Annotated in this window: 11 protein-coding genes; 6 read left to right on the top strand and 5 right to left on the bottom strand. The window is 64.6% G+C overall.

Features of this window, described 5'->3' with window-relative positions:
• Nucleotides 1–6: 6 nt before the first annotated feature.
• From RB623_RS12190 to RB623_RS12180, 3 genes are all read right to left on the bottom strand, one after another.
• Entirely contained in the window at nt 7–924 is a 918-nt protein-coding gene (locus RB623_RS12190; RefSeq protein ID WP_308057088.1) for an ABC transporter permease subunit, read from the bottom strand.
• A gap of 10 nt (nt 925–934) precedes the next feature.
• On the bottom strand, nt 935–1,939 hold the full coding sequence (locus RB623_RS12185) for an ABC transporter permease subunit (protein ID WP_308057087.1): 1,005 nt from the start codon (nt 1,937–1,939) through the stop codon (nt 935–937).
• A 104-nt stretch (nt 1,940–2,043) separates the two neighbouring features.
• The gene (locus RB623_RS12180; protein ID WP_308057085.1) at nt 2,044–3,639 is read right to left on the bottom strand and encodes an ABC transporter substrate-binding protein; all 1,596 of its coding nucleotides are present in this window, start codon (nt 3,637–3,639) and stop codon (nt 2,044–2,046) included.
• A gap of 379 nt (nt 3,640–4,018) precedes the next feature.
• On the opposite strand from RB623_RS12180, the gene RB623_RS12175 reads away from it, so the two are divergent.
• The 4 genes from RB623_RS12175 to RB623_RS12160 all read left to right on the top strand — a co-directional run bounded on the left by RB623_RS12175 (nt 4,019) and on the right by RB623_RS12160 (nt 9,262).
• Entirely contained in the window at nt 4,019–5,710 is a 1,692-nt protein-coding gene (locus RB623_RS12175; protein WP_308057084.1) for a long-chain-fatty-acid--CoA ligase, read from the top strand.
• 140 nt (nt 5,711–5,850) lie between these two features.
• Entirely contained in the window at nt 5,851–6,687 is an 837-nt protein-coding gene (locus tag RB623_RS12170; RefSeq protein WP_308057083.1) for a MerR family transcriptional regulator, read from the top strand.
• A gap of 106 nt (nt 6,688–6,793) precedes the next feature.
• Nucleotides 6,794–7,471 (top strand): glutathione S-transferase family protein, encoded by a 678-nt coding sequence (locus RB623_RS12165; RefSeq protein WP_308057082.1) that lies wholly within the window; start codon nt 6,794–6,796, stop codon nt 7,469–7,471.
• A 192-nt stretch (nt 7,472–7,663) separates the two neighbouring features.
• Nucleotides 7,664–9,262, top strand: a complete 1,599-nt coding sequence (locus RB623_RS12160; protein ID WP_308057081.1) for a serine hydrolase — start codon at nt 7,664–7,666, stop codon at nt 9,260–9,262.
• A 25-nt stretch (nt 9,263–9,287) separates the two neighbouring features.
• Here the strand turns inward: RB623_RS12160 and RB623_RS12155 are convergent, their stop codons facing one another.
• Complete coding sequence (locus tag RB623_RS12155; protein WP_308057080.1) at nt 9,288–10,214, bottom strand: SDR family oxidoreductase; 927 nt, start codon at nt 10,212–10,214, stop codon at nt 9,288–9,290.
• A 90-nt stretch (nt 10,215–10,304) separates the two neighbouring features.
• Between RB623_RS12155 and RB623_RS12150 the strand changes: the two genes are divergently transcribed.
• Together RB623_RS12150 and RB623_RS12145 are read left to right on the top strand one after the other, a co-directional pair.
• The gene (locus tag RB623_RS12150) at nt 10,305–10,895 is read left to right on the top strand and encodes a helix-turn-helix domain-containing protein (RefSeq protein ID WP_308057079.1); all 591 of its coding nucleotides are present in this window, start codon (nt 10,305–10,307) and stop codon (nt 10,893–10,895) included.
• Nucleotides 10,896–10,968: 73 nt separating this feature from the next.
• Nucleotides 10,969–11,853 (top strand): alpha/beta hydrolase, encoded by an 885-nt coding sequence (locus RB623_RS12145; protein ID WP_308057078.1) that lies wholly within the window; start codon nt 10,969–10,971, stop codon nt 11,851–11,853.
• Nucleotides 11,854–11,891: 38 nt separating this feature from the next.
• On the opposite strand, the gene RB623_RS12140 is transcribed toward RB623_RS12145, so the two are convergent.
• Nucleotides 11,892–12,557 (bottom strand): 50S ribosomal protein L11 methyltransferase, encoded by a 666-nt coding sequence (locus RB623_RS12140; protein ID WP_308057077.1) that lies wholly within the window; start codon nt 12,555–12,557, stop codon nt 11,892–11,894.
• Nucleotides 12,558–12,593 lie beyond the last annotated feature (36 nt).

Below are 12,593 nucleotides of genomic sequence, written 5' to 3'. Positions count from 1 at the left end.
CGTGCCTCAGCTCCGCTTCAGCTTCGGGTCGAGCGCGTCGCGCAGGCCATCGCCCATCAGGTTGATGGCGAGAACCGTGACCAGGATGGCCAGGCCCGGCAGCGTCACCACCCACCAGGCGCGCAGGATGAACTCGCGCGCCTCGGCAAGCATGGTGCCCCATTCGGGCGTCGGCGGCTGCGCGCCCATGCCCAGGAAGCCGAGGGCTGCCGCATCGAGGATGGCGTTGGAGAAGGACAGCGTCGCCTGCACGATCAGCGGCGCCATGCAGTTGGGCAGGATGGTCTTGAACATCAGCCGGAGCGGCCCCGCCCCGGCGACCTTCGCGGCGACAACATAGTCGCGCGATTTCTCGGCCATCACGGCGGCGCGGGTCAGGCGCACGAAATGCGGCTGATAGACCACGGCCACCGAGATCATCGCATTGGTCAGGCCCGGCCCGAGAATGGCCACCAGGACTAGCGCCAGCAGCAGCGACGGGAAGGCCAGGATCACGTCCATGACGCGCATGATCAGCGTGTCGACCCAGCCACGGAAATAGCCGGCAATCACGCCGAGCAATATGCCTCCCGTCAGAGCGATAAAGGTGACGATGACGCCGATGAACAGCGAATAGCGGGTGCCGTAGATAAGGCGCGAGAGCAGGTCGCGGCCGACCTGGTCGGTGCCGAGCAGGAAGGCGGTGCGCCCGCCCTCCTGCCAGAAGGGCGGCACCAGCACCGCGTCGCGATACTGCTCCTGCGGCGCGTGCGGCGCGATGAACGGCGCGAAGATCGCCAGGAGAACGAGGAAGATGAAAAAGCACAGGCCGGCGACGGCGCCGCGGTTCTCCGAGAAATAGTACCAGAACTCGGCGAGCCGGGCGCGGCGCGACGGGTCGGTGTTGATCGCGGCGGCGGGCACGGGGGAGGCTGCGTCTGCCATGGTCTTCTCCTCAGTGCCTGATGCGCGGGTTGATGAGACCGTAGAGCAGGTCGACGATCAGGTTCACCACCATGACAAGGCCGGCGATGATCAGCAGGCCGCCCTGGATGACGGGATAGTCGCGGCGCGACACCGAATCGACCATCCACTTGCCGACGCCGGGCCAAGAGAAGATCGATTCCGTCAGGATGGCGCCGGCCAGCATGACGCCGACCTGCAGGCCGATGGTCGTCACCACCGGGATCAGCGCGTTGCGCAGCGCATGGACGCCGACGACCCGGAAGGTGGACAGGCCCTTAGCGCGCGCGGTGCGGACATAATCCTCCGACAGCACCTCCAGCATGGCCGAGCGCGTCTGCCGCGCGATGATGGCGAGCGGGATGGTGCCGAGCACGATGGTCGGCAGGATCAAATGGCTGACCGCGGATTTGAAGGCGCCGGGCTCTCCCGACAGCAGCGAGTCGACCAGCATCAGGCCGGTGACCGAGGGGAAGAAATACATCAGCGAGATGCGGCCCGACACCGGCGTCCATTGCAATATGCCGGAGAACAGGATGATCAGCAGCAGGCCCCACCAGAAGATCGGCATGGAAAAGCCGATCAGCGCCGTGCCCATGACGAGTTGATCGAGGAACGACCCTCGCTTGACGGCGGCGAGGATGCCGGCCGGAATGCCGATGATTATGGCGAAGATGATGGCGCAGAGCGACAGTTCGAGCGTGGCGGGAAAGAGCTGGAAGAACTGGTCGAGAACCGGCTGCTTCTGGGAAATCGACACGCCGAAATCGCCGTGCAGGATTTTCCAGAGATAATCCAAGTATTGTACGATGTAGGGCCGGTCGAGGCCGAGCTGGTGCGAGATCTCGGCATGGCGTTCCGGCGACATCACGCGCTCGCCCGAGAGCAGCGCGACCGGATCGCCGGCCAGAAGCCGGATCGGAAAGAACGCCAGCAGCGAGACACCGATGAATGTCGGTATCAGGATCAGCAGCCGGCCAACCAAAAATCGGAACATCTATGTCTCCCGCCGTGGCGCCGGTCTGCGCCGGCTGCCTTATTGCGGATAAGAAAAAGGGGCGCCCGCGTTACGAGCGCCCCGCTATCGTGGCCTATACGGCGTTATTCCACAATGTCGACGCCGTCAAACTTGAAGTCGCCGAGCGGGCTCTGGGTGAAGCCCTCGACGCCCTTGCGCATCGGAACGACGGAGAGCGAGTGGTCGAGCGTGTTCCACGGCGCTTCCTTCTTGAAGATCACCTGCGCCTCTTCGTAGAGCTTGGTGCGCTCTTCCTGGCTGCTCGCCTCCTTGGCCTTGGTGACCAGATCGTCGAACTCCTTGTTGCACCACTGCGCGCGGTTGTTGCCGCCGACGGCGTCGCAGCCGAGCAGCGTGTCGAGGAAGTTGTCCGGGTCGCCATTGTCGCCGGTCCAGCCGAGGATGACGGCGCCGTCGCGGTCCTTCGCCTTCGACTTGTCGAGATATTCGGCCCATTCGTAGGAGACGATCTCGGCCTTGACGCCGACCTTGTCGAGATCGGCCTGGATCAGCTCGGCGGCGCGGCGCGCGTTGACCATGTAGGGACGCGACACGGGCATCGCCCAGACCTTCATCGACAGGTCCTTGACGCCGGCATCGGCCAACATCTTCTTGGCCGCTTCCGGATCGTATTTGTCGTCCTCGACGGCGTTGTTGTAGGACCACATGGTCGGCGGGATCGGGTTCTTGGCGGCGGTCGCCAGGCCCTGGAAGACGCCGTCCACGATCGCCTGCTTGTTGATTGCCATGTTGAGCGCCTTGCGCACCTCGACCTTGTCGAACGGCGCCTGCGTCGTGTTGTAGGCGAGGTAGGCGACGTTCAGGCCTTCCTGCTCGGCGACCTTCAGGTTCGGGTCAGTCTTCATCGTGGCAACGTCGGCCGGATTCGGATAGGGCATCAGGTGGCATTCGCCGGCCTTCAGCTTCTGGTAGCGCACCGAGGCGTCGGTGGTGATGGCGAAGACCAGGTCGTCGATCTTCTGCTTGCCGCCCCAATAGTCCGGATTGGCCTTGTAGCGGATCACCGCGTCCTGCTGGTAGGCGACAAACTGGAACGGACCGGTGCCGAGCGGCTGCTGGTTCATCTGGTTCATCTTGCCGTCGGCCTGCAGCTTGTCGGCATATTCCTTCGACATGATGTAGGCGAAGGGCATGGCGACGTTCGCCAGGAACGGCGCTTCCTTGCGCTTCAGCGTGAATTTCACCGTCAGGTCGTCGACCTTCTCGACCTTGTCGAGCAGTTCGCCCATGCCCATGCCGGCGAAATACTCCCAGGAGGCGCCCTCGACATACTTATTCCAGGGATTTTCGGCCTTCCACTGGCGCTCGAACGAGAAGATCACGTCGTCGGCGTTCAATTCCCGGGTCGGGGTGAAGAATTCGGTCGTCTGGAACTTCACGCCGGGGCGAAGCTTGAACGTGTACTGCAGGCCGTCGTCGGAGATCGTCCAGCTTTCGGCGAGTGCGGCGACCGGCTCGGTGGTTCCCGGCTTGAACTGCAGAAGGCCGTTGTAGACGGTGTGCGCCGCCGCATCGAAGGTGGTGCCCGCGGTATAGATTCCCGGATCGAACCCTTCCGGCGAGGCTTCCGAGCAGAAGACGAACGTCTTCGCGTGCGCCGCTCCCGTCAGCGCGGTAGCAGCCAGAAGCGCGGCCGCGAAAGTCAGTTTCCTTATCATTGGTTACTCCCTGATATTTCTTCCAAGCCCCTCTAGCAGGCTCGCGAAGGCGGCATATAAGCACCGTTTCCCGGGGTTTGGAACACCCCATACGATTTCCGCTTGGGAAGAAAATGGTATTTTTGTGAAGGCCGCGTTTTTGGATTATTGTTCCTTAGCCCTATAGTTTTGGCTTCCAGCGAGGGCATGGACGTACCGTGTCAGCTACAACTTCGGAGGGCTCCGAGGCAGGGACTCCAGCCACTGCCTCGGTGTTTACGCGGCGTGAGCGCGGTTGTGCCGCGTCAGGCTTGCCACCGCCGAAGCCGGCGCAATACAAATGTAGGAGCGCCGCTTGCCTCGAAGGTGGAACGAGAAGCGGCCGCCGACGGGAGGTATCATGGCGACATCCACGAGCGAGGCGGGCGCGCCGGTCGCAAGGCCCTGGCTCAACAGCTATCCGAAGGAGGTTCCGGCCGAGATCGGACCGCTTCCCGACCGATCGATCGGCGACCTGCTGACCGATGCCTGCAAACGCTATTCCGGCCGGCAGGCCTTCGCCTGCATGGGCAAGGCGATCACCTATGCCGACCTGGAGACCAAGTCCGCGGCGTTCGGCGCCTATCTGCAATCCAAGGGACTGGCGAAGGGCGCGCGGGTCGCCATCATGATGCCGAACGTGCTGCAATATCCCGTCGCGATGATGGGCATATTGCGCGCCGGCTACATCGTGGTGAACGTCAATCCGCTCTACACGCCGCGCGAGTTGGAGCATCAGCTCAAAGATTCCGGCGCCGAGGCGATCGTCATCCTCGAAAATTTTGCAGCGACGCTGCAGGCGGTGGTGGCGCATACCTCGGTCAAGCACGTCGTGGTCGCGACCATGGGCGACATGCTCGGCCTCAAGGGGCTCATCGTCAACTTCGTCGTGCGCAAGGTGAAGAAGCTGGTGCCGGCCTGGTCGCTGCCCGGCCACACGCCCTTCCCCGCCACGCTGAAGACCGGCAGCACTTTGAAATCCGTCCAAGTCGGCCCCGACGACGTCGCCTTCCTGCAATATACGGGCGGCACGACCGGCGTCGCCAAGGGCGCGACGCTCACCCATCGCAACATCCTGTCCAATGTCGAGCAGTTGAAGCTGTGGGTGGAGGACGCCTACAGCATAAAGGCCAAGCCGGAAAACCTGACCTTCATCTGCGCGCTGCCGCTCTATCACATCTTCGCGCTGACGGTGAACGCGCTGATGGGCGTGCAACAGGGCGCGCTCAACATCCTGATTCCCAACCCGCGCGACATTCCAGGCTTCGTCAAGGAACTGGGCAAACAGCCCTACCACTTCTTCCCCGGCCTCAACACGCTGTTCAACGCGCTGCTCAACAACGCGGAATTCCGCAAGCTCGATTTCTCCGCGCTGGTGCTGACGCTGGCGGGCGGCATGGCGGTGCAGAAGGCGGTCGCCGACCGATGGCTCGAGGCGACCAAGGTCAACATCACCGAGGGCTACGGCCTGTCGGAGACCTCGCCGGTGGCCACCGCCAACCGCGTCAACGGCGCCGCCTTCACCAGCACGATCGGCCTGCCGCTGCCCTCCACCGACATCGCCATTCGCGACGACGACGGCAACGACCTGCCGCTCGGCCAGATCGGCGAGATCTGCATCCGCGGGCCGCAGGTGATGGCCGGTTACTGGAACCGGCCCGACGAGACTGCCAAGGTGATGACCGCCGACGGCTACTTCAAGTCAGGCGACATGGGTTTCATGGACGACCGGGGTTTCACCAAGATCGTCGACCGCAAGAAGGACATGATCCTGGTCTCGGGCTTCAACGTCTATCCGAACGAGTTGGAGGACGTCGTCGCCCGCCTGCCCGGCGTGCTGGAAGTCGCCGCCATTGGCGTGCCGGACGAGCATTCCGGCGAAGTGCCAAAGCTGTTCGTTGTGAAAAAGGACTCGGCGCTGACCGAGGATATGATCCGCAACTTCTGCAAGGAAAATCTTACGGGCTACAAGCGCCCCCGCTACATCGAATTCCGCACCGAACTGCCGAAGACGCCGGTCGGCAAGATCTTGCGCCGGGCATTGAGGGGGTAGCGCGACGCCGTGTGAAGCGGAGGTGCCGGCCTCATAACCCGCCGCGATCGGGGCTTGCCGCCGCCCTCGATTTTCCGCTTGACTTTGACGCCGCGTCAAACCGCCACAAGGTGTCCGCATGATCGGACAAGGAGGCGTCGGTGTTTCGGATAGGCGAGTTTGCCCAGATCGCCCAGGTGTCGGGACGGCAGTTGCGTTTCTACGACCAGATCGACCTGCTGCGGCCGGCCCGGACCGACCCTCAGACCGGCTATCGCTATTACAGCATACGGCAGCTCCCGCGCCTGAATCGCATCCTTGCACTCAAGGAGCTTGGCCTTTCGCTCGACCAGATCGCGCCGCTGCTGGAGAACGAGATTTCTCCAGTAGAGCTGCGGGGGATGCTGATCATCAAGCGCTCGCAGGTCGAGCAGTCGCTGCGCGAGGAGGAGGCACGGCTCCGGCACATCGAATCGCGAATCGCGCAGATCGACCGGGAAGACGGAATGGATGGCTACGACGTTGTCGTGAAGTCCGTCCCTGCCACGCCCTTCCTGGCGCTGAAATGCTCGTGCCAGGACATGGAAGAGGCGGTGCATATGATCCGCGCGGTCGCCGACGACGGTGGCCGTCAGGTCCGCATAGCCCTTCGCGACAAGCTCGTCGTCGTGGCGCGCAACGATCACGAAGACGAGAAGCTTGAGCTTGAGATCGGCTTTTCGCTGACACGCCCCTCGAATGCCAGCGTGCGCATAGCCGGCGACCACGTCCTGAAACCAAGCGAACTTCCGGCGGTCGCAACCATGGCGACGATCGTCAGAGTGGGGACCGATCCGACCAGCCACTCCTCCTTCGGTGCCATCGGCACATGGATCGAGGCGAACGGCTGCGAAATCGCAGGCTCCTGCCGCGAGGTGTTCCTCGAACCCGTTGTCGGATCGCCAGGCCTCGCGGCGGCGCTGGTGGAAATCCAGTTCCCGGTCCGCAAGGCCGCCTGACAGACAGCCCTCGATCATTGCAATTCGCCCGGACGCGGCACGGCGCGCCCGGCGAGCGTTCCCGCGCCTTCCTCCGTGCGCCAAGACAAGTGGAAAGGAAAACCAGATGCTCACGATCCACGGCGTTCCGCTGTCGGTCCACACGCGCAAGACCATCGTCACCGCGATCCTCAAGAAGCTCGACTATAGGCTCGAGGTGGTGATCCCGGTCATCCCCGGAAACCCGCCGCCCAATTGGAGCGAACTGAGCCCGACCGGGCTCATCCCGGTCATGCAGAACGGCGATTTCAGGCTGGCGGACTCGACGGCCATCTGCCTTTATCTTGAGAGAACATATCCCTCGACGGCGATCCTGCCGGCAGACCCCGACGGCTACGGCCGCGCGCTGTGGTTCGACGCCTATGCCGGCGGAACGCTCTTCAGGAACGTCGTCCACCCGCTGTTCCACCAGATGGTCGTCCACCCCAAGATCCGCAAGGAAGCAACCGACCAGGCAATCGTCGATACCGTGCTGGGTACTGTGCAGCCGAGGATTTTCGGCTATCTGGACTCACAGGCGACGGGACAATTCCTCGTCGGCGACGCGATGAGCATCGCCGACATCGCTGTCGTTTCGAACTTCGTCGTCTATCAATATATGGGTTTTTACGTCGATCCGGACCGATACCCGGCGCTGGCACGATATCTTCGCGGGATTGTCGCCAGCAAAGCGTTCGCGACCGCGCTGGCCGGGGAAAAACCTTTCGTCGAGCAGATGGGGCTGGACCGGAGTTTCCTGCACTGACGCCGCCGCCGCGAAAACTTCCGTCCCGGCCAGTGCGGTTCGGGACGGAGCGTATCGCCGACCGGAAACTCTTTTTGTCGGTCGAGAAGCGGGATAAAGTGGATTGTCGCCGCGGGTTTAAGGGCCTGTTCAGCTTTCCGCGCCTAGCTCGGCCGACCATGCCGGGCACGGCATAGGCAAGGGGGGACGGTCATGCACATCGGCTCGACACGGATCGCAGGCAAGACCCTTCGCATCCCCGCCGTCGTCGCGGCCTCACTGGCGCTGGCCCTGGGACCGTCGATTGCCCAGTCTATCCCTGTGCAACTCGGGCCCACGCCGCCCCAGGACGTCATGCCGATGGCCGACAAAGGGCTGGAGATCGCGCTGGCGATGCTGCCCTCCTATGTCGCGGAGACGATGGAACGCAGCATGGTGCCGGGCGTCGCAGTGGCCGTCGTGCATGGCGGCGAGACAGTGTTTTCGCAAGGTTTCGGCGTCAGGAAACTGGGCGATCCGGCGCCCGTCGATCCCACCACTGTCTTCCAGGTCGCGTCGGTGTCCAAGTCGATCTCGGCGACCATCGCCGCGATCCAGGTCACCAAGGGCGTCGTCTCGTGGAACGATCCGGTCTCGAGCCGGCTGCCGGGTTTTGCGCTGAGCGACCCCTATGTCACCGCCCACGCCACCATCGGCGATTTCTTCGCGCACCGCACCGGCCTGCCCTTCGCCGCCGGCGACGAGCTGGAGGATCTCGGGTTTTCACGCTCCGACATCCTGGCGCGGCTGTCGCAACTGCCGCTGGATTCGTTCCGCACCTCCTACCACTACGCCAATTTCAGCACGACGACCGGCGCCGAGGCGGTGGCAGCTGCATCGGGCGAGGTCTGGGAGGACCTGGCGCAAGACGTCCTCTACAAGCCGCTCGGCATGACCTCCACCAGCTCGCGCCACGCCGACTATCTGGCGCGGCCGAACCGCGCCGTGCTGCACGCGCTCGTCGACGGCCGCTTCCAGCCGCTCTACGACCGCGACCCCGACGCACAGGCGCCGGCGGGCGGCGTGTCGTCCAACGTAGTCGATCTCGCCGAATGGTTAAAACTGCTGCTCGGCGTCGGTCACGCTCCGCGCCAGCCGGATATCGCGGCCAAGGACCTTCAACCGGCGATCACCGCGCAATCCTTCAGCGCCCCCGCACACGCAGCCGACGCGCGTTCCGGCTTCTACGGCTACGGCTTCAATGTCGGCGTCAATCCGAACGGGCGCACGGGGATGGGTCATTCCGGCGCTTTCCTGCTCGGCGCCGGCACCTATTTCCAGATCCTGCCTTCCGCCGATATCGGCATCGTCGTGCTCACCAACGGCTCGCCGGTGGGTGCCGCCGAGAGCATCGCCGCGCAGTTCATGGACACGGTGCAATACGGCGCGCCGATCCGCGACTGGTATCCCCTCTACAACGGCCTGATGAAAGGCTACTACAACCCCGAAGGCGACCTCGCGGGTCGGCAGCCGCCATCCGATCCGCAGCCGGCAGAACCGATCGCCAGTTACGCTGGCCAGTACGGCAACACCTATTACGGCACGGCGCAAGTGACGGTCGACGGCGACCGCTTGACCTTGACACTCGGCCCGGCCGGCAAGCGTTTTCCATTGCAGATGTGGAGCGGCGATGAGTTCGCCATACCTCTTTCCGGCGAGAACGCACCCGCGGGCTCGCTGTCCTCGGTGCGCTTCGCCATGCAGGACGGCATCGCCACCGGCTTCACGATCGACTATTTCGACGCCAACGGGCTGGGAACCTGGCGGAAATGACAGCGGGTGGCGGCGACCGACGCCCCTATCGATATCCCGTCGCGTCGGCAGGTTTGCCAGCGTCCTGGATCTCGACCACATAGCGCCAGGCGTCGGGCCGCGAGCCGTCGAGATCGGTGAAGCCGTAGATTTTTGCCAGGCCGCCGCTCGATAGCGACTGTCCATTCCAGCGCGCGCTCTCCGGATCGGCGGCGAGCGCAGCTACCGCGCGGCCGACGAAACGCGGCGTCTCGGAGATGACGAAATGCGGCACGATCTTCGTCCCGTCGCGCCAGTTCTCCTCGCTCACCCCGTAATGCTCCAGCATCATCTCGGAGCGCAGCCAACCGGGCGTGATCGACACCGACGTCGCCCCGTGCGGCGCCAGATCCTTGGCATTCGCCCAGGCCATGCGGTTCACCGAGACCTTCGCCAGATCGTAGAAAGGCGACAGCCGGTAATGGTCCGCATTGTATTCGGCCGTGCCGTCCGTTACCTCGACCAGCAGGCCGCCCGGCTGTTCGATCAGTAGCGGCAGGGCGAAATGCGCGGTGATCAGATGGGTGTCGACGCCGAGCCTCAGCAGCCGCAGGCCGTTTTCCAGATTGTGGTCCCAGACCGGCTTGTTCCATTCGAACAACAACTCGCCGCCCCAGACGTCGTTGACCAGCACATCCAGCCGCCCCTGCTCGGCGCGGATGCGCTCCACCAGATCCCTCACCTCTACCGGCACGAGATGGTCGACGCGAACAGCAATCCCCTTGCCGCCAGCCGCTGTGACCAGTTCCGCCGTCTCCTCGATGGTCTCCGGCCGCTTGTACTCCGACTGCCGCTCGCGTGTCGTGCGGCCAGTGACATAGACGGTCGCGCCCGCCGCGCCGAGTTCCGTCGCGATGCCGCGGCCGGCACCGCGCGTCGCGCCTGCCACCAGCGCGACCTTGCCTTGCAGGGATTTTTTGCTCTCGCTTGCCATCGTTTTCTCCCGCATTCCGTTCGCCGTGGCTCTGGTCATCGGTCTCAAAGTTATTTATAAATGATCGTTCGTTTATAAATAAGAGTCAAGATGCCGCGCAAAAAGATCCTGTCCGATGCTGACGCGCTGGAGGCGGCGCTGGAGATCATCCACGGCGAGGGACCGGAAGCGTTGACCTTTTCGGCTCTCGCCAAGGCCAGCGGCCTTTCCGGCGCGACGCTGGTGCAGCGCTTCGGCGGCAAGGAACGATTGAAGCAGGCAGCCCTGCTGCACGCCTGGGATGCTCTCGACAAAAAGACCGCGTGGCTCGCGGCGGAAAAGCCGAAGACGCCCGAGGGCGCCATCGCGCTGCTGGTCGCGCTGTCCGGCAGCTATGGCGGCATCGAAGCCTATGCCGAGGGACTGATGGTCTTGCGCGAAGATTTTCGCGATCCGGTGCTGCGCGCGCGGGGCGCCGCCTGGAAAGTCGTGCTGTGCGGCGCACTCGATGCCTGTTTCGCCGCGACACCCGGCGCTCCGCAAGATATCGGCCTGCTGCTCGCCTCGCACTGGCAAGGATCGCTGCTGTGGTGGGGATTTGGGCCGGACCGGCCGGTGCAGGATTTTGTCGCCGACAGTTTGCGGCGTTTCATGAGCGCCGTGGTCGGACCGTCATCCTCCGGCACGGGACGATCGCCATAGGGCTGAAGGGCCTCGCCTTCGCTTCGCCGCCGCCTTATGGTTTTTGGAGCGACAAGTTCGCGAAGGGGGAAGCATGGGCGAAGAGATCGACGTCGTAAGGGCGCTGCTCACGTCGCAGCCCAGGCCGACAAGCCTGGCGGAGCGGCGGGAGCGGCTGGACGCGGTGGCATCGGCCTACGGCGTCGCACCGGACATACGCTTCGACCCGGTGAGCGTCGGCGGTTGCGAGGCAGAATGGTCGCTCGCGCCGGGCAGCGATCCGTCAAAAGTCCTCCTCTATTTCCATGGCGGCGGCTATTGCTCGGGCTCGATCAAGAGCCATCGCGGCATGGTCGGCGAGACCGGGCGCGCGGCAAGAGTGCGCACGCTGGCGCTCGGCTACCGGCTGGCGCCGGAGAACCCGTTTCCGGCTGCACTTGAGGACGCGACCGCCGCCTTCGAATTTCTGCTGGCCCAAGGCATCGGCCCTGACCGTATCGCCATTGGCGGAGACAGCGCCGGCGGCGGCCTGTCGCTGGCGCTGATGCAGCGCCTGCGCGACGCCGGGAAAGCGCTGCCGGCGGCCACATGGCTGGTCTCGCCCTGGGTCGATCTGGAAATGACCGGCGCCACCATCGACAGCAAGGCGGCCATCGATCCGCTCATCCACCGTGACTATCTGGAGCAGCTGGCCGCCAACTACCTTGCCGGCCACGATCCGCGCGACCCACTGGTCTCACCGCTATATGCCGACCTATCCGGCCTGCCGCCGGTGCTGGTGCAGGTAGGATCGGCCGAAACCCTGCTCGACGACGCGGTGCGCATCGCCGGAAAACTCGGCGAGGCCGACGTGCCGACCAGGCTGGAAGTCTGGCCGCACATGATCCACGCCTGGCATCTCTGGTCGGCGAAGCTCACAGCCGGACGGCAGGCCATGCAATCGGCCGGCCGCTTCATCGCCGAGGCGCTTGGCGGTTGAGTTCCATCAGGCTTCCGGTGGCCTTGACGTGACGATCGTCAGACCGTGGGCGCGTCTCCCCGGTCGGCCGGCGGTTCGAGCACATAGACCCAAGCGGGCGTTCGCGCCCCGCCGTCGCCGACATCGGTCACCATGTAGTCGGCGATGGCTCGCAGGCGGGCGCGCGGCAGAGGGGGGCGGCCCGGATCGCCGACCAGCACCGCGATGCGCGCGGCAAGGCAACGGTCGAGGAAGACCAGCATTCGCGCGGCAACATCCTTGCAGTAGAACACGTCTCCCGCCAGCACGAGGTCGACGGCGGGAGGCGGCCCGGCCAGCACGTCGCCCTCCGCACGATCGATCGCGATACCGTTCTCGGATGCGTTGAGCCTGATCGCGGCATGCGCGTAGCGGTCGCTCTCGGCCGCCACGATCGCTGAGGCGCCCGCCTTGGCCGCCGCGATGCCGACAAGACCGGAGCCCGCGCCCAGGTCGAGCACGCGCCGGCCGGCGACGGTTTCGGGATGATCAAGAATGTAGCGCGCAAGCGCCAGGCCGCCGGCCCATTGATACGCCCAATAGGGCGGCCTCTGCTTCCCGCCCTTTTCCGCCAGCCGCCGCAAACCGCTCGCCGGCGTCGCCGTGTAGAGGCGGATTTCAGGAACTGATGGAACCGGCGCGACCCGCATGTTGTCGCGGATGAATTGCGAGGAATCGAACTGCATCCGCGCAAACTAGGTGTTTTCGGTGCGCGAGCGAAG

This window comes from Mesorhizobium sp. LHD-90 (assembly GCF_030929505.1).
Classification (GTDB): Bacteria; Pseudomonadota; Alphaproteobacteria; order Rhizobiales; family Rhizobiaceae; genus Kumtagia.
This window is presented reverse-complemented; position numbering and strand designations above follow the sequence as displayed.